The following is a 22,676-nucleotide window of genomic DNA, read 5'->3' as shown; positions in this document are numbered from 1 at the left end:
ATGAAAGACCCCGCCGACGTTCCAAAGTCAGCCAAGGACGTGCTCGACTCGATTACAAACGGCTTACCAGATGGTTGGGCTGACCAGCTTGAAGAGCCCGCGGATCTCCCCCTGGACCTGATCCCAGGTTGGGAAGAATGATGCTCTCACACCCCTAGCCGTTCGGGTTCTCAATGACCACGGGCGCAACCTGGAAGCCCGGCGAGCCGTAGTCAGCCACCCACCGGAGAAACGGCGTGATCTCTTCGCCCGGGCGCTTCCCTTCGTTGATCTGCTTGATCACTAAGTGCGCAGCCGCGATCTCCCCCTGGTGCGGCGGACGCTTGAGGCGCAGTCCGTCGAGAGACTTGATTTCCTTGTAGCTATACCGCATCTTCGCCGCTCCTTTTCCTTACCCCGCCGCCAACTCCGACGCCCGCTGGTACGACACTCCGAGCACCTGCCCCATCTCACGGAGCGTGAACCCCTCGTCCTTCATTTTGCGGGCCAACGCAGACCTCGCCGCCGCAGCCTCATCCGATGCGGCTTTCGCCTTCACGCCGAGTTCGTCGGCACGCTTACGCAACGACTCAACCTCAGCAGGCAGGATAGGCACGACCTCGATCTTAAACTCGCCCGGTTGCACCCCAGATTGAAATGCGATCGCCTCAGCGACCTCACCGTCCGCGCGGTCGAGCCTCCGGGTCTGCGAAACCACCCCTAGTTCGTCGCATTCCAGCACCCATGCGCCGCTGCGCCCACGCTCTGCGGTCACCGTGAACGCTTTCATCGCCACCACCCTTTCCTAATTCACGCGCTTCCGTTCGCAGCTTCTTGATTACTGCATGGCGCAGGATGGTTCAACCCCATACGGCGTTTGTTTGTCAATGCGAGATTGACAAACGGTTAACGGTCCAGCCACTCCAGCTCGACCACTGCCAAAGAAGCAGCGCAGTAGGCCGCTTACTGCCCTACTCTCGGAGAAGAATCACAACCCACCACCGGAGGGAGCAGGAATGAACCAGGAGACGACGCGCACGGGGCAGCCGGGCGATCCGCAGGGCAGCGTGTTCAGCCGAGTTCCGGAACCCCTGCCTCCCCACGGCATCCAGCTGGACCTCACTACACAACCTCTCCAGCCCGCAGCGGCAACGCCCGTCTCGGAACCGCAACAATCCGCAGCTTCCGACCCAGCCCCGGAAGAGTTCCTCACCTCCGCGCAAACTCCGCCCTACACCCCGGCGCCAGTGCCGTCGTCCTGGAGCACACCAGCCCCGACTGAACCCGCTCCCGCGCCGGTCAAACGCCCGAAGGCCGCCAAGGTGTTCAAGTGGTCTGCGGGCCTCGGCGTGCTGTGCTTCTTCCTGTTCGGCCTGTGCATCGAGACCTTCGACCCAGACGCCGAGTCGTTCATCGCCGGGGTGTTCGCAATCGGCTTCTTCTTCGGAGGCCTCACCGCAGCGATTTCTGGAGTGATGGCGCTGTTTAACTTGTTCCGAGGAAAGTAGCCGGGTAAGCAAAAAGAGAATGCCCCCGCGACACTGCAATGCCATTTGCGGGGGCTTGACGAGACTAGCTATCTGGCCAGCTCAGTAGCCCGCCTAAGGCTCGGATCCCGATCTGGACCATCGCGTTCCGGGCCTTGCGCTTTGCGTGGCCCACCGAAGGCCCGTCGATAGTCAAAGGCCCCCCAGGGCTTCGTTGCGGTGATGGCGAATTGGAGCGGCAGGCGCTCGGGGTTGCAGCGGAGGATGAATCCGCGGGAGTCTTCCACCATCAGCTCGAGCCACGAGCACCACGCGGAGTAGGGGGTTTCTTCGAGGGCGGTGATGGTCAGGCCGGCGTCGATGAGCGCGGTGGCGATCTCGCCGAGTGAGTGGTTCCACTGGTGGTTGCGCGGGCTAGAAGACCGCGATTCGCAGAAGTTGACGATCCTCCGATTCTTGGGCTCTAAAACCCCAGGTCAGATTTTTGGCTCGTTAACTTTTACGAACCTGTGCCGGTTTGCGGCGGGAACCGAAGGGTCGTCGATAAGCACAAGTCCCTGTGGCAGGCGCTCGAGGTTACGCGCCCGGGGCCCCAGCCCGATCATTCACTCCGGCTTTAATGAACCGCCGGAGCACATCGTTGGTAGAGATCCCCTCGGCTGCGGCCATTCCCCGCGCGGCGCGGAGCATGCGATTGGGCATGGTGACAGTAAACGCAACGCTAGCTTCGGGGTCTGCGACATTGCCCAGGTCGCCTGGTTGGGCATCTTCCATGAGATCGGAGGTGTCGGTGTTGTCGTAATAGGAACGTAGTTTTTCCAACTGCTGCTCGTTCATCGTTGCCCCTTCCTCCGGAATTGCCTGGTTTCTTGGACCGCACCTACCGTTGCCTAAGTTACGCAACTTTGGTTATATTGGAATCAATCGAGACCCCCTCCAAGCTTCCCGTAAGATCAGCGTCATATGAGAGGGGGGCTTTGTTACTTTGACTTCAATAAATCGCCGGAAAAATTTTCTCACAATCGGACAACAGGTGGACCTGTTGGTTGCTCGCGGGGGTTAAGGGTCAAAATGTGTGTCCGGAATCGCGGATTTTCACGGATTGACCTGTAGGTTTCCGGAAAGTATATGCTCCGGAAGCATATATCTAGCCCCCGACGGGAAATCCTCGGTGTGGCAGCGGTGGTGTGCTATGTGCGGCGTGGTGTGGTGTCGCAATGTCAAAGAACCAACCTCGCTGCTACTGCGGCGGTGAAATGAAACGCAACGGCACTACCAGCAAAGGCACCACCAGATGGCGCTGCAAACAATGCGGCGCCTCCAGCGTGAAACACCGCGGCGACATCACCAACGCGGCAGTGTTCACCCAGTTCATCGAGCATTGCACCACCGCGACATCACTCGACGACCTAGCCAAACGAAACGGTGTTAGCCGCGCCACCATGAAGCGGCGCTTCAAGTGGTGCTGGTTCGTTGATGTGCCTGACCCCACCGCCGGCCACGACAAGCGGGTCTACGACCAGATCTTCCTTGACGGCACCTACACCGCTGGCGGCTGCTTGATCGTCGCGGCGACCATCGACCACGTGATTGCCTGGCACTGGTGCAAACACGAAACCACCCGCGACTACCAACTGCTGCTTGAACGCATCGAAGCCCCACYCATCGCCGTCATCGACGGCGGCCAAGGMRCATACAGCGCAATCAAARAATGCTGGCCGACCACGAAAATCCAACGCTGCCTCGTCCACGCCCAACGCGTGGTACGCCGCTACACCACCAGCAACCCACGCACCGATGCCGGGCGCACCATCTACCGACTTGCGCTGAAGCTGACCCGGATCACCACGCTGGATGAAGCCGCCGCATGGGGTGCGCAACTGCACGAGTTCTCCACGATCTACCGGTCATGGATGGACGAGAAAACCATGGTCAAAGACCCCAAAACCGGTGCATGGACACGGGTGTGGACGCATCACAACGTGCGCAAGGCCTACAACAGCCTCAACCACCTATTCCGGTCCGAGCTGCTGTTTGTCTATCTCACCCCACCAGCAGCAGTCCTTGCGCCCGAGCGGATCAAATCCACCACCAACAGCCTGGAAGGCGGGATCAACGCCCAGATCAAACTGCTCGCCAGAACCCACCGCGGCAGGTCCGGTGAACGACAACGCCGCATGCTGGACTGGTGGCTCTACCTCAAAACGGAGCTGCCTGACGATCCAGTACGAATCGCCAGGCAGTCCGACTGGGGCCAGGGCCAACTCGCCAAAGTATCCACCCTCACCCGAAACGAGAACCAAGCCGACCAAGAAACCGGACGACCAGCCCTCTACGACAACGCTATCGACACCGACTACACCCACTCAATCGGCATCCAAAAAGGCCAAATCTAACCCCCACGACACGCCGGTCCAGACACACTTTTTGACCCTTAACCCGCTCGCGGCCTCAGTATTCCAACCAGAGAAGATGCCGCAAATTTTCTAAAGCGACAGAACTACTACCGTTTTTCTGGGTATGCGCGCTACTTTCAAAACGCCCCCTCAAACGGTGACCCGCGCTTTAAGCCAGACGCTCATTGGGACGACATTGTTGAAATCTACAACACCGACATAGCAGTTCGAGCTCTCCTTCTGCGGGGCATTCAAGCAGCCGAAATCGCGGCCCGAGCAGCGTTCGCCCTCAGCGAAGGTGCTCTCCATTCTCCGTATGAAGAGTACTTAGAGCCGACTGCCTACAAAGTTCCCAAGCTCCCGTCGGTAAAAGCGACAAATGAATTGATCATCAGTGAATTGAGGCGCTCTAAGGAGCCATATCTTGCTAAGTACCGTCGGGACGCATCCGATGAAGGCCGGGAATGGATCTATGACGTACCGGTTTGGGCAGCGGTTGAAGCTCTTTCACTCGGCACACTGTCGAAGGCGATCAGCTTTCGCAACGACGGCAACGCGGTGTACAGCAGGACCTGCTCGATTCTCGGAACGAAGAAACAGTTTCTCACCAGCCAGCTGCGATCTTTCACCTTCGTGAGAAACAAATGCGCGCACTCCGCACGGCTGTGGAACTGTTTTGTACTTGACCAACCAGCAGTTGCAGACGGCGTGCGTCGGCGAGCGGAGCGCATGCTTGGCGGGGAGTACGACAGCAATTCAGTGCTATCGGTCATCGTCGCTTTGGATAACTTTCTCTACCGAGCCGGAGTTTGGGAGGGTTTCCTGAAGGACTACCTTGCAGTTTCGGCTTCTTCACTCCCGTACCGAGACGGCATTGCCCGCCCTAGCCATTCTTAAGCATGCAGCCAGAATAAGGACTGCTACCGAAGGTCCGTCGATAGCCAACCGCTCGCAAAGCACAATCGTGTAATTCGTGCCACAATGCGGTGGTGTGAGGCACGAGAAGCTACGCTCCCGCAAACCGTCCACGAATCCGAAGTACGCAACCTCCCCCTCCACCACCCACTACCGCGGCACGTCGCCGGCGCGCTTGCAGGCGTCGCGGTTCCGCAACAAACAGCGAATCCCGATGATCCCGGCGTATTAAAGCGCTACAGGAGTTCGTCGATAAGCGAACGCACGCGGGTGTCAATGTCGTCGCGCACCAGGCGCATGCGCTCCATGCCCTCGATGCCGCGGTGCGAGGGTTCGTCGGTGCGCCAGCGCTCCAGCGTGCCGCGGGCGCCGTCAGGCATTTCCACCTGCGCGTCTTCGCCGAGCACCACGACGCGATCAACGCTGCGCAGCAGTTCCGGATCGATGGGTTTGGGCGTTCCGTGCGCCATGTCGGCGCCAGCCTCTGCGATCGCCTCGACCGATTCCTGGTTCAGCTTCGTGCCGGGGTTGGTACCCGCGGAGTGGATGCCGAGCTGGCTACCCGCGTGCTTCTCGGCGAGCGCCGCCGCCATCTGGGACTTGCCGCCGTTGCCGACGCACACGAACAGGACTGAGGGCTTCATGTAAGGCTCCTTTGGTTAGGCAGGGTCGGGTCTGATGGGAAGAGTTTCGGGCCGAGCGCACGCATGACGTACACGAGACCGACGAGGACCGGGATCTCAACGAGCGGGCCGATCGTGCCCGCCAGCGCCTGGGCGGAGGTGGCGCCGAAGGTGCCGATCGCCACCGCGATGGCGAGCTCGAAGTTGTTGCCGGCGGCAGTGAATGCCACCGAGGCCGACTGGGCGTAATCCATGCCGGAGAGTTTGGCCACCACAAGAGCCACGGCGAACATGCCCACGAAGTAGCACAGCAGCGGCAGCGCCACCGTGGCCACGGTCAACGGCCTGGACAGGATCTGGTCGCCCTGCAGGGAAAACAGCAGCACGATCGTGTACAGCAGGCCGACCAGCGCCAGCGGGGAGATCCGGGGCAGGAACGTGTTCTCGTACCAGTCGCGGCCCTTGGTGCGCTCGCCGATGATGCGGGACAGCAGCCCGGCCAGCAGGGGGATGCCCAAAAAGACGAGCACGGAGGAGACGATCGCCCAGAAGGAGAACTCCACCGAGGTGGTCTCCAAGCCCAGCCAGGACGGCAGGACCTGCAGGTAGAACCAGCCGAGCACACCGAACATGAGCACCTGGAACACCGAGTTGATGGCCACCAGCACGGCGGTGGCTTCCCGGTCGGCGCAAGCGAGGTCGGACCACACCAGCACCATGGCAATGCAGCGCGCCAAGCCGACGATGATTAAGCCGGTGCGCAGCTCGGGCTCGTTGGGCAGGAAGATCCAGGCGAGCGCGAACATGAACGCGGGGCCGACAATCCAGTTCAAGATGATGGACACGGTCATGAGCCGTTTGTCGGTGGCGATCTCGCGGGTCTTGTCGTAGCGCACCTTGGCCAGCGGCGGGTACATCATCACCAGCAGGCCGAGCGCGATCGGCAGCGAGATCCCGCCGACTTCAAGGCGCTCGAGTGCGCCCGAAAGCCCCGGCACCGCTCGGCCGATGGCGAGGCCCGCCGCCATGGCGAGCATGATCCACACCGGTAGGAAGCGGTCAAGAAATGACATGCGCTCTACTGGCTGAGAGGTTGTGTCTTCCATGTGGAATCCTTATCTATTGACGATTATCAATACGAACACTAAAAGGCACATTTATCGCTGTCAATATGAAAAGGTAGGAAGCATGAAAGATTCTGTCGCCACGACAGCAGACGCTGGCCTCGACTGCTGCTCGCTGGGCTCCGGCTTGCTCTCCGCAGACGACGCGACGCGTTACGCGGCCCTGTTCAAAGTTTTGGCGGACCCCGGCCGGCTGCAACTACTCTCCTGGCTCGCCGAAGAGGGCTGCGAGCCGATGAGCGTGAGCGAACTGACGCAACGCTCTGGACTAAGCCAACCGACGGTTTCCCACCACCTCAAAAAACTTACCGAGGCCGGTCTCCTAGAAAAGAGCCGCCTGGGCAGGTCGGTCCTCCACCGGCTGCGCCCGGAGCTGTTCGCGGAACTTCGCACCGTGCTGCAGATGGACTGAGACTCACCAGCTGAAACAGAACCACTCCCAGCAGAACTGGTCCAAAGACTGCCACATGCCCCCTACTGCTGGGAGAAACGCTCCAAGTCGTCCGGCGCACCCGCCATCACAATCAGGTCCGACGGGGAGAGCTCCTGGCCCGGCACAAACGGCTGCCACTCGCCGTTGCTGTTGCGCACGGAGACCACCTGCACGCGGTGCTTGTCCCACAGCTTTTCCGCGTCGCAGGGGCCGGACAGCAGCGCACGCGGTGGGGCCATCTTGATCACGCCGTAGTTCTCCGCCAGCTCTGCGAAATCCTGGAACCTCCCGCCGAGCAGATGCGCCACCCGGCGGCCGGTGTCGTGCTCCGGGCGCACCACGTGGTGCACGCCGATGCGTTGCAAAATGCGGGCGTGGGACTCCGAATCTGCCTTCGCCCAAATGTCGGGCACCCCCAGATCCACCAGGTTGGAGGCGGTCAGGATGGACGCCTCCAACGCGGAGCCGATGCCGATCACCACGCGTTTGACGTCGTGTACACCGAGCTGGCGTAAGGCTTCGGGGTCGGTGGTGTCGGCGACGGTGGCGTCGGTAAGCAAAGGCGCATGCTCGCGTACCAACCGCTCATCCGCATCGACGCCTAAGACCTCCACGCCGTACCGGGTGAGCTCCTGGGCAATCGCGCCGCCGAAACGGCCCAGGCCAATGACCACCACGGGCGGGATATTCAAACGCTGCGTGGACGTGAAACGAGGGAAGTTAACCAATGAACGGCCTTTCTGTGGGGTAGTCGAACCTGCGGGAAACGGTGCGCAGCGCCAGCGCCGCGACGAGTGTGAATGGACCGATGCGCCCGAGGTACATCAGCAGGCACAGCGCGAGCTGGGACGGGGCGGACAAGTCCGCGGTGATGCCAGTGGAAAGCCCCGTGGTGGCAAACGCCGAAATGACCTCGAAGTTGACCTGGTCGGCGGTGAACTGGGGGTCGCAAATACGCAGCGTGGCCACGCCTGCGGTCACCGCTACCAGCCCCGCCGCGGCCACCGTCATCGCCTGTCGCACCACGCTTTTTGGCACGGTGCGGTGGCCCACGGTGGTGGCGTCGCGGCCTTTGAATTCTGCGAGCATGGCCGCTAGCAGCACGGTCGCGGTGGTGATCTTGATGCCGCCGGCCGTGCCCGCGGACCCGCCGCCGATGAACATGTAAATGTCAGTGACCATCAGCGTGATCGGGTGTGCCTCGGCGTAGTCGACAGAGTTGAACCCCGCGGTGCGCGGCGTCACCCCGGAGAAGAACGCGTTGAGGCACTTGGCGCTGGTTGTCATGCCGGCGAGGAAGCCGCGCCACTCCAGCAGCGCGATGATGAGCGTGGCGCTGACCACCAGAAACGTGGTCGCCTTCAGCGTCATGCGGGTGGTGATGGACAGCCGCCGCGAGCTCACCGGCGCGCCGTGGACCAGGCCGCGCGCCCGCTCGCGGCCGCGGCGCACCAGCTCGGAGAGCACCGGGTAGCCCAGCCCTCCAATCATCAGCGCACCCGCCAACGGGATGAGGATCCACCCGTCCGTGTTGTAGGAGACCAGGCTGTCCGGACGCAGTCCGAAGCCGGCGTTGTTGAACCCGGAGATGGCGTGGAACACGCCCTCGTATGCGGCGCGCCCCGGCGCCATGCCGTAGACGGTGCCGAAGCGGATGCCCAAGATCACCGCTACCACCCCCTCAAAGAAGAAGGTGAGCAGCAGCGTTGCCACGAGCGTCCGTCTCACCCCACCTTCCAAAATCGGCCGCCCCTCGGCTGCCGTGGCATACCGCGAACGCAGCTTCACCCGGCCGGTGAGCAACATGCCGGTTAGCGAGGTAATGCTCATGATGCCCAGGCCGCCAGCCTGGATCAGCGCCAACACAATGAGCTGTCCGGCCAGACTCCAGTGGCTGCCGGTGTCCTCGGTGACCAGGCCGGTCAAAGTGGTCGCGGACGTGGCGGTAAACAGCGCGCTCATCAGCGCTGTCGGCGCGCCGTCAGCGGAAGCGAACGGCATGGAAAGCAGCGCTGTGCCGGTGAGGATCAGGGCTATAAAGCCCAGCGCAGTCAGTTGCGCGGGGCCGAACCACCTCGAGGAGGCTGTGTCATTCACCGGCCAAACGCTACTCCGCGGCGCGCAGCTTGGCTACGTCTTCTGCTGAATACGTCGCCGCGATCTGGACGTCGTTGCCGCCGGAGAGGTTCACCCGCGACAGGCGCACACGCTGCGAGCCCGGCACCAGCGGGAAGTTCGCGGAGCGCTCCGAAACCTGCTTCACCGGGAACCCGGCGCGCAGGGCGCAGTGGTTCAGCCACACGTCGTCGGCGCGCGGGGCGAGGTCCAAAAACTCCGTGCCGCGCTCGGCGACGTAGCGCACCATCTCCTTCGGGTAGCGCACACCGTCCACGCCGGTGGCGAAGTGCAGAATCGACGGCTCGGCGCTGCGCACCGGCTTCCACTTCTTATACGGGGCAATACCCTCGTCATCCAGCACGACTCTGTGAGCACGGTAGGCGGTGATAGTGGTGGCCGAAGGGGCGCAGATTAGCTTCTGCGCGAAGGTGCGCGGGTAAAGCACATCGTCATCGACGGTGATGACGTTGCAGTCCGGATACTGCTGGAACGTGCCGTAGTACTTGGTGTGCGGGCCCAGGCCGCCGGTGGATTCGTGCACCTGCAGGCCGCGATCCGCCAACGCCCTCAGCGCGTCCGGCCACCGGGCGTGAAAATCTACGGGATCCAGCCACAGGTGCACCGGCAGGCGCACCGTGCCCACCAGCAGCGACGCGATCGCAGCGGACGCGGAGCGCAAACGGGTGCCGTGGGTGGTCAAAGAAATGACGGTTTCGCTGTCCTCCGGGAAACGCTTATCCGAGTTGTGCGCCGCGTTGAGCAGCAACGGAAGACGGACGAATGCGCCGGTAGCCACGAACCCCTGGCGCACGGCGTAGTCAATCCACATGGCGCATTACCCTAGCCCACCGGCCCGGGAGGGTGCATGATGGAGGGCATGACTGACACTGGGACTCACACCGCCACACCCCGCGACTGGTGGGAAGCCGCCCGCCCCCACACCTGGCCCAACGCATTCGCCCCCGTCATCGCCGGTACCGGCGTGGCGGCCCTGACCCTGCAGGCCCACCCCGGACGCGCCGTGCTGGCGCTTCTGGTGGCGTGGGCGCTGATCATCGGCGTGAACTACGCCAACGATTACTCCGACGGCATCCGTGGCACCGACGACGACCGCACCGGCCCGACGCGCCTGACCGCCTCCGGGCTGGCCGCGCCGGAGCAGGTGAAGCTGGCGGCGTTTATCGCGTTCGGCGCCGCCGCGGTGTTCGGCGTGATCCTGTCCGCGGTGGCGGGCGCGATGTGGCTCGTGCTGGTGGGCGCGCTGTGCATCGCCGCGGCGTGGTTCTACACCGGCGGCGACAGCCCCTACGGCTACTCCGGCTTCGGCGAAGTGTCGGTGTTCGTGTTCTTCGGCCTCGTCGCCGTGATGGGCACCGAGTACACCCAGTCCGGGATGGTGTCGTGGGAAGGCTTCCTGTGCGCGCTGGCCGTCGGCGCGATCTCCGCGTCGGTGAACCTGGCCAACAACATCCGCGACATCCCCACCGATGCGGCCGCCGGCAAGCGCACACTCGCGGTGCGGCTTGGCGACGATAAAGCGCGCACCCTCTTCACCGTCCTGACTTTGTTCCCGTTCTTCATTTCCGTGGTGCTGTCGATGACCACCGTGTCTGCGCTTGCGGCACTGGTGGCGCTGCCGCTGGCGGTGGCGAGCGTGCAGAAGGTGCGCGGCGGGGCGTCGGGCAAGGAGCTGATCCCGGTGCTGGGGTTTAACGGCAAGACGATGCTTTTGTGGGCCGTGGTCACCGCGGTGGCGTTCACGTGGTTCGGCTGGTCGTTCTGGGGCGGCGGTATGGGCGAGGCCGTGCCGTACGCGCCGTTGTCCTAAGTGTTGCGTTTGGGAATGTGGCAAATATTTGCCGCATTCCCAAACGCGACCACCCCCAGCGATACACTCAGCCGCATGCTTGACGTCCTCACCGGTTTTGCCATCATCTTCACCGTCATCGCGGCGGGGTGGTGGCTCGCGCACAAGCGCGTCATCGGGCCGGGCGAGGAGCGCCTGCAGCTCAACCGCATAGCGTTCTACGTGGCCACCCCGTCGCTGATCTTCTCCTCGGTGGCGGTCTCGGACACGGACGCGTTCTTCTCCCCGGTCATCCTGGTCATCGCCGTCGCCACGGTGGTGACCATGCTCATCTACTGGGCGATCAGTGCGGTCTTCTTCCACCAGGACGCCGCGGAGACGATGGCGGGCGCGGCGTCCTCGAGCTACTACAACTCCGTCAACATCGGCCTGCCCATCGCGACCTATGTGCTTGGCGACGCCACCTTCGTCGTGCCCGCCCTCGTCCTCCAGATGGCGGTGCTCTCCCCCATCGTCATCGCGGGGCTGGACCGGGGCGCGAAGGGCGTCGGCAAGTCCGTGGTGGCCGGCCTGACCGCGCCCGTGGTGGTGGCGGCGTTCGCGGGGTTTGCCGTCTCCGCGGCCTCGTGGACGGTGCCGGAGCCGGTGCTCGCGCCGCTGGAGATCTTGGGCGGGGCCTCCATCCCACTGATCCTCATGAGCTTCGGCGCCTCGCTGACCGGCGAAAAAGTGCTGCAAAGCCACCGCGGCCCCACGCTCACCGCCGCCGCGTTGAAGCTGGTGGGCATGCCGGCGGTGGCGTGGCTCGTCGCCACGCTGCTGGGCCTTGACGGCCAAGAGATGTACGCCGCGCTGATCCTGTGCGCACTGCCCACGGCGCAGAACGTGTACAACTACGCGGCGACGTACCGCTCCGGTGAGGTGATCTGCCGCGACACGGTCTTCCTCACCACGTTCCTGGCGCTGCCCGCGATGCTGCTCATCGCCGGGGTGTTCTAGGTGCCTTCGCTTGACGGAGCGAGTGGAGTGGTTCACACTTTGGCAATGAACAAGGCGCGGAAAACGGTGGCCGCCGTGTTGCTTGCGGTGGTGGCGGTGTTGGGCGGATGCTCGCAAACAGGCGGCGCCCCCCGCAACGAAAACGGCGGCGGCACGGCGGGCGGCGTGGACACCCCGCGGTACGTGGTGGCGATGGTCACCCACGGAGCGCCCGGCGACACCTACTGGGACCTCGTGCGCAAGGGCGCCGAGGACGCTGCGAAGAAGGACAACATCGAGCTGCGCTACTCCTCCGACCCGCAGGCGCCCAACCAGGCGAACCTCGTGCGCTCCGCGGTGGACGCGGGCGTGGACGGAATCGCTGTGACCATGCCCAACGCCGAGGCGATCGGCCCAGCGGCGCGCGACGCCGTGGACCACGGCATCCCCGTGGTCGGCCTGAACGCCGGCATGACCGCGTACCAGGACTACGGGTTGACCGGCTTCTTCGGCCAGGACGAGACCGTGGCCGGCCGCGCCGCCGGCGAGCGCCTCAAGGAGGAAGGCAAGAAGAAGGTGCTGTGTGTGATCCATGAGCAGGGCAACTCCTCGCAGGAGGCGCGCTGCGACGGCGTGCGCGACGGCCTCGGCGGCGGCGCAAACGCGGTGGAGCTGCTGTACGTCAACGGCCAAGACCTCACCGCCGTGCAGTCCACCATCACCTCGAAGCTTTCCCAGGACCGCTCCTTCGACACCGTGTTTGCGCTGCAGGCGCCGGTGGCGATGCGCGCCGTGGAATCCGTGAACCAGTCCGGCGCGCAGGCGCAGGTGTCCACCTTCGACACCAACGCGGAGCTCGTTGGCGCCATCGCGGACGGCCGCGTGGCGTGGGCCGTGGACCAGCAGCCGTACCTGCAGGGCTACCTGGCGGTGGACTCGCTGTGGATTGCAAAACGTAACGGCGGCACCCTCGGCGGCGGCCGCCCCGTTTACACGGGCCCGAGCTTCGTGGACCAAAGCAACGTGGACAAGGTCGAAGACGCCGCGAAGGCGGGCATGCGATGAGGGACGACCGCCTGAAAACCCGCACCGGGTTCGCACGCCTGATCCGCCGCCCGGAGTTTGCCAGCCTCCTCGGCTTCATCGCCATCTTCGTATTCTTTCTCTCTGTGGCGTCGGCGTTCCGCTCGTTTGAAGCGCTGGCTACCACGTTGTACGCCAGCTCCACCTTGGGCATTGTGGCGCTTGCGGTGGGCATGCTCATGATCGGCGGGGAGTTCGACCTCTCCTCCGGTGTCGCCGTGACCACCGCCGCGCTCGCCGCGACGATGCTGAACTACAACCTGCACTTAAACTCGTGGGTGGGCGCATTCCTCGCGCTGGGGATCTCGCTGGCCATCGGCGCGCTCAACGGCTTTTTGGTCACGCGCACCGGCATCGATTCCTTCCTGATCACCCTGGCGGCCTTCCTCATGCTCCAAGGCCTCAACCTGGCGGTGACGAAGCTGGTCACCGGCCAGGTGGCCACCCCCACCATCGCGGACATGGAGGGCTTCCCGTCCGCCCACGCCGTGTTCGCCGGCGAGTTCCACATCGGCAACGTGCGCATCTCCGTGACGGTGCTGTGGTGGATCCTTTTCGTCGCCGTGGCATCGTTCGTGCTGTTCCGCACCAAGTTCGGTGGCTGGATCACCGCGGTCGGCGGCAACGCCGACGCCGCCCGCGCTGTCGGCGTGCCGGTGCGCCGCGTGAAGATTCTGCTGTTCATGGGCGTCGGCTTCGCCGCGTGGTTCGTCGGCATGCACACCCTGTTCGCCTTCGACTCCATCCAGGCGGGCCAGGGCGTGGGCAACGAGTTCCTCTACATCATCGCCGCGGTCATCGGCGGCTGCGCCATGACGGGCGGGCGCGGCACCGCCGTCGGCACCGCGATTGGCGCGCTGATCTTCGGCATGACCAACCAGGGCATCGTCTACGCCGGCTGGAACCCGGACTGGTTCAAGTTTTTCCTCGGCGTGACACTGCTGGTGGCGGTGCTCGCAAACACCTCCTTCGCCAAATACACCAAGGGGCGCTAAGTGGCTGTCATCGAACTGGAAAACATCACCAAGTCCTACGGCAGCTTCGAGGCGCTGCGCGGCGTCAACCTCGCCGTGCGCGAAGGCGAAGTCACCTGCGTGCTCGGCGACAATGGCGCCGGCAAATCCACCCTGATCAAAATCCTGTCGGGCCTGCATCAACCCACTTCGGGCACCATGCTTATCGACGGCTCCGCCTCCACCCTCGCCTCCCCCCGCGACGCCATCAGCGCCGGCATCGCCACCGTCCACCAGACGCTGGCGATCGTCGACGAGCTCAGCGTGTGGCGCAACTTCTTCCTCGGCCAAGAACTCACCGGCGCGTTCGGTGTGCTGCGCCAGGCCGAGATGAAGCGGATCTGCTCCGAGCAGCTTCTAAAGATGGGCATAGACATCCCCGACGTGGACGTCGAAGCCGGCAACCTCTCCGGCGGCCAACGCCAGGTCATCGCCATCGCCCGTGCCGTCTACTTCGGTGCCCGGGTGCTGGTCCTTGACGAGCCCACCGCCGCCCTCGGCGTGAAACAGTCCGGCGCAGTGTTGCGCATGGTCGCCACCGCCCGCGAGCGCGGCATCGCCGTCGTGTTAGTCACCCACAACCCCCACCACGCCTTCTTGGTGGGCGACCACTTCACCATCCTGAAGCTCGGCCACCAAGAACTCGACGCACCGCGGTCCCAGGTCACCCTCGAGGAGCTGACCCACCAGATGGCCGGGGGTGGAGAGCTGGAAGCGCTCAGCCACGAGTTGCGTCGATAAGCTAACGCTCCGCGAGCTCCGCCTGGATCCACTCCTTGCGCGCCGCCCGCTGGCGCTTCAGCTCCGCGACCGCCTCATTGGCCTCCAGGCGGTGGCGCTTAAACAGCAGCATCGACAGCGGAAACGCCACAATCAGCGCCAACAGCGCCGACATGATCACCGGCACCGGCGCGCCGATGAGCACTGCAAGCAGCTGGATCACCACCGTCAGCGCGATGAACAACAGCAGGCGGTCCAGCCCGTAGATCGCCACGGCCTTGTTCGCCCGGGATTTCGCCTCCGGGTCTACCTGCGGGGAAACTTGATCAGTCACGGTTGTTCAGCCTATCCGGTGGCCAAGTATGTTTAAAACCATGGGAAGGTTGTTACTCCTCGCATTGGTTGTCCTGGCCGTCGCGCTGCTCTGGCGCGCGTTCGGCCCCGGCTCCGCCGAGCGCTACGGGTCGCTGCGCGGCGGGCCGCAGCCCGGTCAGAAGCCGGAGATCAAAGGCCCTGACGACGACGAAGAGTTCCTCTGGAACATTGAGAAGAACCGGTTCAAGGAGCGCCGCGCCCGTGAAGAGGCCGAGCGCAAGCGCCGGGAGGAAGAGGAACGCCGCCGACGCCGCGGTGACAGCTGACGGGCGGGTGGATCTGCGGTTGGGGGCTGCCCCGTGCAAGAAAGTTCACAAGCTGGCTGTGCGGACTTCCTGTGAACCACCGGTTGTCGGGATCGGAGTTCGAGGATGAGTTATCCACCGGAGGTGAGGCAGCGTGCCGTTGAGCTTTCAGAGCAAGGGCTTGCTGCTTCGCAGATTCGTGCGCAGTTGATTCGGGAGGACTGTAGGTCTGTTCCTTCTGCAGCTTCAATTTCGGGATGGGTACGCAACGCCCGTCATGGCAACGGCGTCGATAAGGGTTGGCGTTGCGCCGAGTTGATCGCTGAGGTCGTCCGGGTGAATGTGACAACGTCGGCATCCACCCGCGAGATTGGATGGCGTTTTCGAGTCGCTGCGAGTTCCGTGGCGGCGTGGACGCACAAGTTCGCTCCGGATGCGGGTTCGCGGCGTGGGATGACGCCGCAGGAGATAGAACAGGCGACACTGGCGCGTGTGAAAGAACACCACGAAACCCAAAAACGCAAGCGCAAGCAGACCGAGACACAGCGTCAATCACAACGCACCCCGCGCGATGAGAGTGCGCATTTGCGCAACCATGAGCAGCCAACAACTCCGTTTGATGAGGCAGCGTTGCCGGATGATGTTGAGGCCCTCAAAGACCTGTTGCGTCAAGAGCGGTTTATGCGTCTGGCGGATAAAGCGCTGTTTGAGGCGGTGATGGAATCTGAGGGAAAAGCGCAAACCCGGAGACGCTCGACAGCGTGGTCGTCGCTACGGCTGTCAGACGACTCCGGGACGTCGGATACCAAGTAACACATTGCTGCGCCTACTACGGATTGAACTACAGCACGTACAAGTCGGCATGCCGACGGTTGGATCACCCTTTGGTCGACCGCAAAGCCCAGGCCAAGGCATTGGTTTCGGCTGTTTGTGAGGACAATCGCATGACCTACGGCTACCGCCGCGTGACTGAAGTATGCAAAGCGAACGGTCTTTCACTCGGTGAAAAATCGATTCGCACGATCATGAGCCAGGAACACCTGCAGCCGAAGACAAAACACACAAAGCGCTACAGCTCATATAAGGGTGAAACTGCCCATCGTCCAGCGAATCGATGTCTGGTTGGAGATATCGATACTGTCGTCAAAAATGGCACCCACGTCTCGCAAAGATATCGTTCGCAAGCGGATCGTCGCAGGCAGGCGGGCAGGAAGGATCTGGTGCACGACTTTTACGCCGACGCACCAAACCAAAAACTCGGCACCGACATCACCGAGTTTCAATGCGCTGACGGCAAGGTCTTTTTTAGCCCGCTAATCGACTTCCACGACAACATGCCCATCGCATACACCTGCGCAACACGACCAGCGGCGTTGCTGACCAACACCATGCTTGAAGCGGGGCTCGAGCAACTACAACCGGGGCAACGCCCCGGCTTGCACACCGACCGCGGCTGGCACTACCGCCACGCCGACTGGGTCGATCGACTCACCGACACCAGCCACGACAGGCAACAATGCGAACAATGCACGCAGGAAAAACCCTGCGATAACGCCTGGTTGATGGTGCCGTCCCTATCGCGGCTTGGCAACAGCGGCGACAACGCCCGAGTCGAGGGCTTCTTCGGCACCGTCAAGCGCGAACTTTATGCCAATGGGATTCGACCTGAAAAGCTCACGACCGAGGAGTTTATGGAGTATCTTGACGACTACCTGGACTGGTTCGTCTTTGACAGACTCACCACCGGACCAGACGGGCAATACACAACCCTGGCTAAGCAAAGAAACCTAGCCAAAACCACCTAGCCAACAACACAACGGCAACGAGTGGTTCACAGGAAGTCCGCAGACCCAGCTCGTGAACTTTCTTGCAGTTGGACGGCCGCATAGCCCACATTTGCCCAGGTCGTCGAAATCCGGCTGCGGAATAGTTCATCGGAAGCACCTCAGCGGGTGAACTATTCCACACCGGCGCCGGATCCCTGACAGATTACGACGGACGCTTGCCCCGACCTGGGGGTTTCCGGCTGCCTGACAGATGCGCCGCGATCTGTCAGCGGCGGGGGCGGGACACGGCCGCGACGAGTGGAAGAAGCCCGACCTACGCCTCCGTGAACCCCATCCGCAGCCCCAGAGCCTCGGCCACGGCGATGACCTTCTCCCAGCGCACGCCGGCGCCGCCGTGCTCGATGGTGTGCAGGGTGGAGCGGGACACCCCGGCGGCGTCGGCGACGTCTTGCTGGAGGCGGCCGACGGCGCGGCGCCGGGAGGCGATCTGCTCCCCCAGCGCGATCAGCACCGGGTCGTCGCTGGCGGGTTTGCCCTGCTTGTTGCGGGGTTTGTGGTGGGCGTCGCTCATCGGCCCGCCTCCTTCCGTCCGGCTTCCTCGGTGAGCACTGCGGGCAGTTTCTTGGACCAGGCGAGGGCGTGGCGGACGCCGTCGACAAGCGAGAGCTCCGCGGACCACCCCAGCACCGACTGGGCCTTGTCGGTGCGCGACGCGCTGCCGACCACGTCGCCGGGGCGGGCGGGGCCAGTGCGAACCTCAAGCGGGGTGCCGGTGGCTTCGCCGAACGCCTCTGCGAGCTCGAAGACGGTGGTGCCCTGGCCGGTGCCGAGGTTGATCACGTCGTAGCCGGATTCCCCCACCACAGAGTCGAAGCGCTGAAGCACCGCGACGTGCGCGCGGGCAAGGTCCCAGACGTGGATGTAATCGCGCAGACCAGAGCCGTCGCGGGTGGGCCAGTCCACGCCGGTGACGGTGAAGGGCTCGCCGGCGGCGTGAGCTTCGATCATCTTGCCCATGGCGTGGGTGGGGTGCGGGTTCTGCAGGCCGGTGCGCAGCGCCGGGTCAGCGCCGATCGGGTTGAAGTAGCGCAGCGCGACGACGCCGAGGCGGCCGGTGGCGGCTTCGTCGCGAAGCACACGCTCCAGCAGCCACTTCGACGCCGCGTACGGGCTCTGCGGGTTCACCGCGCTGGTTTCGTCCACCATGTAGTCCTCGCCCGGCTCGTACATGGACGCGGTGGAGGACAGCACGAACCGGCGCACTCCGAAGCGCTCCATCACCGACAACAGCGTGATGGCCTTGCCCACGTTGTTGTCGTAGTACATCAAGGGCTGCTCCACGGACTCGGGCACGACGATTTTGGCGGCGCAGTGGATCACCGCGTCGATGTCCGGGTGCTCGGTAAACACCCGCTCCAGCAGATCAACCTCGGCGACGTCGCCCTCGTAGCAGGCGAAGCGCTGGCCAAAGACGCGCAGGCCGGTGGAAAAATCGTCCACAATCACCGGGGTGAACCCGGCGTCCGCGCAGCAGGACGCAATAGTGGAGCCGATGTAGCCGGCCCCGCCGGTGATCAGGACTTTCACTAGTTCAGCCCCGCGTAGGAGTGCAGGCCAGCGATCACGGTGTTGACGTAAGTCATGTTAAAGATCGTCATGGCCATGGCGAACACGTTGATCCAGGCGGCGGCGGTGGACTTCCAGCCGGCCGTCGCACGCGCGTGGAGGTAGGCGGCGTAGAGGATCCAGGTGACCATGGAGACGGTTTCTTTGGCGTCCCAGCCCCAGAAACGGCCCCAGGCCACCTCGGCCCAAATGGCGCCGAAGACGATGCCGATGCCGAACAGCGGCAGGGTCACCACCGCGGTTTTATACGCGATCTGGTCCAGCGTTTTCGCGTCCGGCAGCGGGCGGGCAATCGCACCCAGGACACCGTGCTCTTTACCGCGCGGCTGGTGCATACGCAGCAGGTACAGCAGCGCGAACGCGCCGGAGACCAGTCCCACGGACGCGCCGATGGACACCGAGGAAACGTGCACCGGCAGCCAGTAGGACTGCAGCGCCGGCACCACGGGCGCGGCCTGCATATGGAACACCGTGGAGTTCAAAAACATCGCGATGACCATAGGAAACAGCAGCCACGGCCAGACGGTGTGCCAGTTCTTGCGCTGCACCACTACGGCGGCGACGACCATGATCACGGCGGTCATGAACAGGATGTACTCGTACAGGTTGCCCAGCGGGAACCGCCCCGCGGCGAGCCCGCGGGTGACAAACGCCACCAGGTGCAGCGCCACGCCGACCCAAACGAGAGCTTGGGTCATGCCTGCCCATTTGCGGGCGTTGGCGATCATGTCCTCGTCGGACTTTTGCTTCTCGACGACCTCCGGTCCCCCCGCGCCAACCAGCACCTTCTGCTCTGCCAGGGCCTCGCGTCGCGCCTCGATGATGCTGTTGACGCGGCCGTAGTAGATGAACGCCAGAATCAGCGCCACGATGTAGACGATGAATGCGGTGCGGAACGTCAGGTCAGACAGCTCCGCCATGGTTGTGTTGACGAGCATGCCCATAACCTACCCCACTAGCAGGCGTTATCAAAGGTCATAGGGGTTGAACTCCCCCTGCTCGCCCTCTTCGTCGTCGGGTTCGAGACCGAGGATAGCGGCGGCAATGTCGTCGAATTCGCGGCCCCACCCGGCGCGGTCGGTGCGGGCGAGCCCGGCGATTTCGACTCGGGTGTGGCCCGAGGTACCCGGGCGAATTCTTACCCACACGCGACGGCGCTTGATGGCCAACGAGCCGGCGAGCGCACCGAGCATGATCGCGGTGGAGACCAGCGCCCACACCTGCGTCGGGTCGCGGGAGATTTGGTAGTTGGCGTATTCGGCGGCGCCGTCGAAGCGCACCTTCACCTCGCCGTCGCCGGTGTCCACCGTGGCTACGGAGCCGGGGGTGAGCTGGACGCGGGAGACTTTTTCCAGGCGCCCGTCGGCCACCAGGGACTGGTCCAGCACGAAGATGTTCTGGGGGCGGCCAGTGTCCAGGCCGGCGTCGCCGACGTAGACGTCCACGGACACTGCCGGGTCGTCCATGGAGGGGAACGCGGACTGCAGCTGGTCGCCGTTCGGCCCGGCCCAGCGGGCGGTGGGCGCGAAGTTGCCCTCGATGGCGATCTGGTGCTGGCGACGCTCCGTCAGGTCCGGGTACATGCCGGCGGGCGGGTCAAAGCGCATCACGCCGGAGGACAGGAACGTGAACACGTCCGTGGGCCGGAACTGCATCATCTGCGTGCGGGTTTCCCCGTTCGGCCACGTCAGGGTGATCTGCGGGGCGAAGCCGTGGCCCTGCAGGTAGACACGGTCGCCGCCCACGCGCAGCGGGTGGTTCACCGCCAGGCTCGCCGGCTTCCACTGGTCCTGCGGGACCGTCAGGTCGTCGGTGTAGGTGATGTCGGAGGAGAACTCGTTGGCCTGCCCGTTATTCAGGTAGGCGGCCGAGAAGTTCTGGGATTCGAAGCAGAACGGGGTCAGGCCGGTGCCGTCGAAAAGCGGGCCTGCGCGGAACACGTCGAAGTTGGCGGGGCTGGTGTTGCAGAACACCCGCGATTGCTCCACCGGCACCGCGGATTCGGCCTCCGAGTTGGTGACCACGATGACCTGGCCTTCGTAAAACACCATGCGGCCGGCCACGAAGGTGAGGATCATGGCGACGATGCCGATGTGGAAAATCAGGTTCATCAGCTCTCGCGTGTAGCCGCGCTCGGCCGAAATGGAGTACGCCCCGGCGCGGTCCTCGTCCGGTTCGTAGGACGCCACGTGCCAGCGTTTCAGCTGCTTGCGCAACTGCTTCTCGACGTCCTCCGGTGTCCCCGCGACCTCCCCCTCCACGTGGTGCGGCATGCGGCCCAGGTACTTGGGCGCGCGCGTCGGCTTGGCCTTGTACGCGCGCCAGTGGTCGATGGAGCGCGGGATGATGCAGCCGACCAGGGAGATGGTCAGCAGCAGGATGATGGCGAGGAACCAGGTGGACTGGAAGACGTCGAAAAGCTGCAGCTTGTCGTAGATCGGTCCGGTGGTGGGGTTGGCCTTGAGGTAGTCGTCCACCAGCGAGGACGACACGGTGCGCTGCGGCAACAATGCGCCCGGGATGGAGGCGACCGCCAGCACGAACAGCAGCATCAAGGCGGTGCGCATGCTGGTGAGCCAGTGCCACGCCTTTTTCAGCCAAGTCGAAGCGGTGCGCATTTAGATGATCGTCCCTCCGAATCCGTCGACGAGTTGGCGCGACCAACCGATAAACACGTCCCAGGCGCCGGTGAGCAGCATGATGCCGACAACGATCATGGCGACACCGCCGGCGATCTGGATGGCGCGGGAGTGGCGGCGCAGCACGTCGATGCTGCGCACGGCCTTCGCCGAGCCGAATGCGACAAGCAGAAACGGCAAGCCCAGCCCGATGCAGTACGCGATGACGAGCACCACGCCGCGCGCCGCGGTGAAGCCCTCGGTGCCCACGGACACCGAGATGATGGCGGCCAGCGTGGGCCCCAGGCACGGTGTCCAGCCGAGTGCGAAGATCCCGCCGAGCAGCGGCGCGCCGATGATGGTGGTCCACTTCTTCGGGCTCATGCGGGTGTCTTTTTGCAGCGCGGGCACGGCGCCCATGAACACCAGGCCCATGAGGATGGTGACTACCCCGCCTATGCGGGTGAGCGTCTGCGCGTTGAGCGCGATGGCGCTGACCGCGCCGAACACGGTGACGGTGGCCAGCAGGAACACCACGGTGAACCCGATAATGAACAGCAGGGCGGCACCGGCGACCGCCCAGTGTTTGCGGGACACGCGGGGCCCGTCCTCGTCGAGTGTCATCTCACCGCCAACCACACCGGTGAGGTACGAGATGTAGCCAGGCACGAGCGGGATCACGCACGGCGAAGCGAAAGAGACTAACCCGGCAATCGCTGCGGCGAACAGGCCGAGCAGCAGCGGGCCGTCGGCGACAAGATCGGCGAAGCCCACCTATGCCTCCCCGGCGAGACGGTCGACGACCTCGAGCAGATCGTCCGCGGTGATCTCACGGAGGAACACCGCGGCCGGGCGGTGCTGCTTGTCCAGCACGATCGTCGTCGGGATCACCGAGGACGGCACGCCGCCCAAGTAGGCGGCGGTCTTAAACGGCGGGTCGTAGATGGACGGGTACGTCACCCCGTTATCCGCCAGGAAATCCCGCGCGATCTGCGGGTTCGGGTCGCGGACGTTGATGCCCAGCACGGTGCCGTTTCCCTGCGCTTGGAGGTGCTCGTGCACGTGCTGCAGGTCGTCCACCTCCGCGCGGCACGGCGCGCACCACTGTCCCCACGCGTTGAGCACAACGATCTCGCCCTCGAAATCACTCAGGGCGATGGTCTGGCCTTCGTCGAGAAGCGACTCGCCCTCGAAGCCGGCCAGGGGCTTGCGGTCCGCCTCCTCGTAGAAGATTTCAGTCTGCCCGCCCGGCGAGTGGAACGCGAAGTTGCCGCCGGTTTCCGCGCCGGAGCAGGAAGCCAGCAAAAGCGCGGCCGCGCAAAGCGGCGCGGCGAAAAGCTTGCGCATAG

The 22,676-nt window shown here is 64.0% G+C and carries 29 protein-coding genes; 14 read left to right on the top strand and 15 right to left on the bottom strand.

Going from position 1 to position 22,676, the window contains the following annotated elements; all coding sequences use genetic code 11:
* Complete coding sequence (locus CIHUM_RS01580) at positions 1–141, top strand: hypothetical protein (protein WP_158293357.1); 141 nt, start codon at positions 1–3, stop codon at positions 139–141.
* A gap of 13 nt (positions 142–154) precedes the next feature.
* On the opposite strand, the gene CIHUM_RS01575 is transcribed toward CIHUM_RS01580, so the two are convergent.
* Together CIHUM_RS01575 and CIHUM_RS01570 are read right to left on the bottom strand one after the other, a co-directional pair.
* A complete protein-coding gene (locus CIHUM_RS01575; RefSeq protein WP_034997146.1) occupies positions 155–373 on the bottom strand; it encodes a hypothetical protein in 219 nt (72 codons plus the stop codon).
* Between the two features lie 18 nt (positions 374–391).
* Complete coding sequence (locus CIHUM_RS01570) at positions 392–769, bottom strand: hypothetical protein (protein WP_034997839.1); 378 nt, start codon at positions 767–769, stop codon at positions 392–394.
* A 226-nt stretch (positions 770–995) separates the two neighbouring features.
* Between CIHUM_RS01570 and CIHUM_RS01565 the strand changes: the two genes are divergently transcribed.
* Complete coding sequence (locus tag CIHUM_RS01565) at positions 996–1,487, top strand: hypothetical protein (protein ID WP_063937656.1); 492 nt, start codon at positions 996–998, stop codon at positions 1,485–1,487.
* A 555-nt stretch (positions 1,488–2,042) separates the two neighbouring features.
* On the opposite strand, the gene CIHUM_RS01560 is transcribed toward CIHUM_RS01565, so the two are convergent.
* Positions 2,043–2,303, bottom strand: a complete 261-nt coding sequence (locus CIHUM_RS01560) for a hypothetical protein (RefSeq protein ID WP_034997142.1) — start codon at positions 2,301–2,303, stop codon at positions 2,043–2,045.
* A gap of 380 nt (positions 2,304–2,683) precedes the next feature.
* On the opposite strand from CIHUM_RS01560, the gene CIHUM_RS01555 reads away from it, so the two are divergent.
* The 3 genes from CIHUM_RS01555 (at position 2,684) to CIHUM_RS01545 (ending at position 5,009) form a co-directional block, all read left to right on the top strand.
* Complete coding sequence (locus CIHUM_RS01555; RefSeq protein ID WP_273680227.1) at positions 2,684–3,862, top strand: IS1249 family transposase; 1,179 nt, start codon at positions 2,684–2,686, stop codon at positions 3,860–3,862.
* Positions 3,863–3,922: 60 nt separating this feature from the next.
* A complete protein-coding gene (locus tag CIHUM_RS01550; RefSeq protein WP_273680250.1) occupies positions 3,923–4,759 on the top strand; it encodes an Abi family protein in 837 nt (278 codons plus the stop codon).
* Between the two features lie 94 nt (positions 4,760–4,853).
* A complete protein-coding gene (locus CIHUM_RS01545) occupies positions 4,854–5,009 on the top strand; it encodes a hypothetical protein (protein WP_153257560.1) in 156 nt (51 codons plus the stop codon).
* Between the two features lie 4 nt (positions 5,010–5,013).
* Here CIHUM_RS01545 and CIHUM_RS01540 read toward each other — a convergent pair whose 3' ends face one another.
* Complete coding sequence (locus tag CIHUM_RS01540; RefSeq protein WP_034997140.1) at positions 5,014–5,421, bottom strand: arsenate-mycothiol transferase ArsC; 408 nt, start codon at positions 5,419–5,421, stop codon at positions 5,014–5,016.
* A complete protein-coding gene (gene arsB, locus CIHUM_RS01535) occupies positions 5,418–6,506 on the bottom strand; it encodes an ACR3 family arsenite efflux transporter (protein ID WP_034997138.1) in 1,089 nt (362 codons plus the stop codon). The genes CIHUM_RS01540 and arsB overlap by 4 nt, the downstream gene beginning before the upstream one ends.
* A gap of 82 nt (positions 6,507–6,588) precedes the next feature.
* Between arsB and CIHUM_RS01530 the strand changes: the two genes are divergently transcribed.
* A complete protein-coding gene (locus tag CIHUM_RS01530; RefSeq protein ID WP_051106248.1) occupies positions 6,589–6,936 on the top strand; it encodes an ArsR/SmtB family transcription factor in 348 nt (115 codons plus the stop codon).
* A 62-nt stretch (positions 6,937–6,998) separates the two neighbouring features.
* Here CIHUM_RS01530 and CIHUM_RS01525 read toward each other — a convergent pair whose 3' ends face one another.
* Genes CIHUM_RS01525 through CIHUM_RS01515 form a run of 3 tightly spaced genes read right to left on the bottom strand, consistent with a single transcriptional unit; the run spans position 6,999 to position 9,904 of the window.
* Positions 6,999–7,685, bottom strand: coding sequence for a potassium channel family protein (locus tag CIHUM_RS01525; protein WP_034997136.1), 687 nt, complete (start codon positions 7,683–7,685; stop codon positions 6,999–7,001).
* Entirely contained in the window at positions 7,678–9,054 is a 1,377-nt protein-coding gene (locus tag CIHUM_RS01520) for a TrkH family potassium uptake protein (RefSeq protein WP_034997134.1), read from the bottom strand. Before CIHUM_RS01520 ends, CIHUM_RS01525 begins: the two co-directional genes overlap by 8 nt.
* Before the next feature lie 10 nt (positions 9,055–9,064).
* On the bottom strand, positions 9,065–9,904 hold the full coding sequence (locus tag CIHUM_RS01515; RefSeq protein WP_034997132.1) for a hypothetical protein: 840 nt from the start codon (positions 9,902–9,904) through the stop codon (positions 9,065–9,067).
* 39 nt (positions 9,905–9,943) lie between these two features.
* Here CIHUM_RS01515 and CIHUM_RS01510 point away from each other — a divergent pair, with 39 nt between their 5' ends.
* The 5 genes from CIHUM_RS01510 (at position 9,944) to CIHUM_RS01490 (ending at position 14,697) form a co-directional block, all read left to right on the top strand.
* The gene (locus CIHUM_RS01510; protein WP_126857373.1) at positions 9,944–10,903 is read left to right on the top strand and encodes a 1,4-dihydroxy-2-naphthoate polyprenyltransferase; all 960 of its coding nucleotides are present in this window, start codon (positions 9,944–9,946) and stop codon (positions 10,901–10,903) included.
* A 75-nt stretch (positions 10,904–10,978) separates the two neighbouring features.
* On the top strand, positions 10,979–11,881 hold the full coding sequence (locus CIHUM_RS01505) for an AEC family transporter (RefSeq protein WP_034997130.1): 903 nt from the start codon (positions 10,979–10,981) through the stop codon (positions 11,879–11,881).
* A 45-nt stretch (positions 11,882–11,926) separates the two neighbouring features.
* The gene (locus CIHUM_RS01500) at positions 11,927–12,925 is read left to right on the top strand and encodes a substrate-binding domain-containing protein (protein WP_034997128.1); all 999 of its coding nucleotides are present in this window, start codon (positions 11,927–11,929) and stop codon (positions 12,923–12,925) included.
* The gene (locus tag CIHUM_RS01495; protein WP_051106247.1) at positions 12,922–13,938 is read left to right on the top strand and encodes an ABC transporter permease; all 1,017 of its coding nucleotides are present in this window, start codon (positions 12,922–12,924) and stop codon (positions 13,936–13,938) included. The genes CIHUM_RS01500 and CIHUM_RS01495 overlap by 4 nt, the downstream gene beginning before the upstream one ends.
* Positions 13,939–14,697, top strand: coding sequence for an ATP-binding cassette domain-containing protein (locus tag CIHUM_RS01490; protein ID WP_034997126.1), 759 nt, complete (start codon positions 13,939–13,941; stop codon positions 14,695–14,697).
* 1 nt (position 14,698) lies between these two features.
* Here CIHUM_RS01490 and CIHUM_RS01485 read toward each other — a convergent pair whose 3' ends face one another.
* Entirely contained in the window at positions 14,699–15,010 is a 312-nt protein-coding gene (locus CIHUM_RS01485) for a DUF4229 domain-containing protein (RefSeq protein ID WP_074431963.1), read from the bottom strand.
* A 40-nt stretch (positions 15,011–15,050) separates the two neighbouring features.
* On the opposite strand from CIHUM_RS01485, the gene CIHUM_RS01480 reads away from it, so the two are divergent.
* From CIHUM_RS01480 to CIHUM_RS01470, 3 genes are all read left to right on the top strand, one after another.
* Entirely contained in the window at positions 15,051–15,317 is a 267-nt protein-coding gene (locus tag CIHUM_RS01480) for a hypothetical protein (protein ID WP_034997834.1), read from the top strand.
* A gap of 105 nt (positions 15,318–15,422) precedes the next feature.
* Entirely contained in the window at positions 15,423–16,109 is a 687-nt protein-coding gene (locus CIHUM_RS01475) for a hypothetical protein (RefSeq protein WP_148363865.1), read from the top strand.
* Between the two features lie 71 nt (positions 16,110–16,180).
* The gene (locus CIHUM_RS01470) at positions 16,181–17,101 is read left to right on the top strand and encodes a DDE-type integrase/transposase/recombinase (RefSeq protein WP_187370399.1); all 921 of its coding nucleotides are present in this window, start codon (positions 16,181–16,183) and stop codon (positions 17,099–17,101) included.
* A 295-nt stretch (positions 17,102–17,396) separates the two neighbouring features.
* Here the strand turns inward: CIHUM_RS01470 and CIHUM_RS01465 are convergent, their stop codons facing one another.
* From CIHUM_RS01465 to CIHUM_RS01440, 6 genes are read right to left on the bottom strand one after another with little or no spacing between them, the layout of a single operon-like run.
* Entirely contained in the window at positions 17,397–17,654 is a 258-nt protein-coding gene (locus tag CIHUM_RS01465; RefSeq protein WP_034997122.1) for a helix-turn-helix domain-containing protein, read from the bottom strand.
* Entirely contained in the window at positions 17,651–18,670 is a 1,020-nt protein-coding gene (gene galE, locus CIHUM_RS01460; RefSeq protein ID WP_034997120.1) for a UDP-glucose 4-epimerase GalE, read from the bottom strand. Before galE ends, CIHUM_RS01465 begins: the two co-directional genes overlap by 4 nt.
* Entirely contained in the window at positions 18,670–19,647 is a 978-nt protein-coding gene (ccsB, locus tag CIHUM_RS01455) for a c-type cytochrome biogenesis protein CcsB (RefSeq protein WP_034997833.1), read from the bottom strand. Before ccsB ends, galE begins: the two co-directional genes overlap by 1 nt.
* 30 nt (positions 19,648–19,677) lie before the next feature.
* Positions 19,678–21,327, bottom strand: a complete 1,650-nt coding sequence (gene resB / locus CIHUM_RS01450) for a cytochrome c biogenesis protein ResB (RefSeq protein WP_034997118.1) — start codon at positions 21,325–21,327, stop codon at positions 19,678–19,680.
* Positions 21,328–22,101, bottom strand: a complete 774-nt coding sequence (locus CIHUM_RS01445) for a cytochrome c biogenesis CcdA family protein (protein WP_034997116.1) — start codon at positions 22,099–22,101, stop codon at positions 21,328–21,330. It lies immediately after the preceding gene.
* A complete protein-coding gene (locus CIHUM_RS01440; protein WP_034997114.1) occupies positions 22,102–22,674 on the bottom strand; it encodes a TlpA family protein disulfide reductase in 573 nt (190 codons plus the stop codon).
* Positions 22,675–22,676 lie beyond the last annotated feature (2 nt).

The organism is Corynebacterium ihumii (genome assembly GCF_028609825.1).
Lineage (GTDB): Bacteria > Actinomycetota > Actinomycetes > Mycobacteriales > Mycobacteriaceae > Corynebacterium > Corynebacterium afermentans.
The sequence above is the reverse complement of the archived record's forward strand: the minus strand, read 5'-3'. Positions and strand labels throughout refer to the sequence as shown.

What these genes read in the sequence shown, in the direction of transcription:
- CIHUM_RS01580 (WP_158293357.1), top strand. Translation starts at nt 1, where the DNA reads ATGAAAGACCCCGCCGACGTTCCAAAGTCAGCCAAGGACGTGCTCGAC.
- CIHUM_RS01575 (WP_034997146.1), bottom strand. Translation starts at nt 373, where the DNA reads ATGCGGTATAGCTACAAGGAAATCAAGTCTCTCGACGGACTGCGCCTC.
- CIHUM_RS01570 (WP_034997839.1), bottom strand. Translation starts at nt 769, where the DNA reads ATGAAAGCGTTCACGGTGACCGCAGAGCGTGGGCGCAGCGGCGCATGG.
- CIHUM_RS01565 (WP_063937656.1), top strand. Translation starts at nt 996, where the DNA reads ATGAACCAGGAGACGACGCGCACGGGGCAGCCGGGCGATCCGCAGGGC.
- CIHUM_RS01560 (WP_034997142.1), bottom strand. Translation starts at nt 2,303, where the DNA reads ATGAACGAGCAGCAGTTGGAAAAACTACGTTCCTATTACGACAACACC.
- CIHUM_RS01540 (WP_034997140.1), bottom strand. Translation starts at nt 5,421, where the DNA reads ATGAAGCCCTCAGTCCTGTTCGTGTGCGTCGGCAACGGCGGCAAGTCC.
- arsB (WP_034997138.1), bottom strand. Translation starts at nt 6,506, where the DNA reads ATGGAAGACACAACCTCTCAGCCAGTAGAGCGCATGTCATTTCTTGAC.
- CIHUM_RS01530 (WP_051106248.1), top strand. Translation starts at nt 6,589, where the DNA reads ATGAAAGATTCTGTCGCCACGACAGCAGACGCTGGCCTCGACTGCTGC.
- CIHUM_RS01515 (WP_034997132.1), bottom strand. Translation starts at nt 9,904, where the DNA reads ATGTGGATTGACTACGCCGTGCGCCAGGGGTTCGTGGCTACCGGCGCA.
- CIHUM_RS01510 (WP_126857373.1), top strand. Translation starts at nt 9,944, where the DNA reads ATGGAGGGCATGACTGACACTGGGACTCACACCGCCACACCCCGCGAC.
- CIHUM_RS01505 (WP_034997130.1), top strand. Translation starts at nt 10,979, where the DNA reads ATGCTTGACGTCCTCACCGGTTTTGCCATCATCTTCACCGTCATCGCG.
- CIHUM_RS01500 (WP_034997128.1), top strand. Translation starts at nt 11,927, where the DNA reads ATGAACAAGGCGCGGAAAACGGTGGCCGCCGTGTTGCTTGCGGTGGTG.
- CIHUM_RS01495 (WP_051106247.1), top strand. Translation starts at nt 12,922, where the DNA reads ATGAGGGACGACCGCCTGAAAACCCGCACCGGGTTCGCACGCCTGATC.
- CIHUM_RS01480 (WP_034997834.1), top strand. Translation starts at nt 15,051, where the DNA reads ATGGGAAGGTTGTTACTCCTCGCATTGGTTGTCCTGGCCGTCGCGCTG.
- CIHUM_RS01475 (WP_148363865.1), top strand. Translation starts at nt 15,423, where the DNA reads ATGAGTTATCCACCGGAGGTGAGGCAGCGTGCCGTTGAGCTTTCAGAG.
- CIHUM_RS01465 (WP_034997122.1), bottom strand. Translation starts at nt 17,654, where the DNA reads ATGAGCGACGCCCACCACAAACCCCGCAACAAGCAGGGCAAACCCGCC.
- ccsB (WP_034997833.1), bottom strand. Translation starts at nt 19,647, where the DNA reads ATGCTCGTCAACACAACCATGGCGGAGCTGTCTGACCTGACGTTCCGC.
- resB (WP_034997118.1), bottom strand. Translation starts at nt 21,327, where the DNA reads ATGCGCACCGCTTCGACTTGGCTGAAAAAGGCGTGGCACTGGCTCACC.
- CIHUM_RS01440 (WP_034997114.1), bottom strand. Translation starts at nt 22,674, where the DNA reads ATGCGCAAGCTTTTCGCCGCGCCGCTTTGCGCGGCCGCGCTTTTGCTG.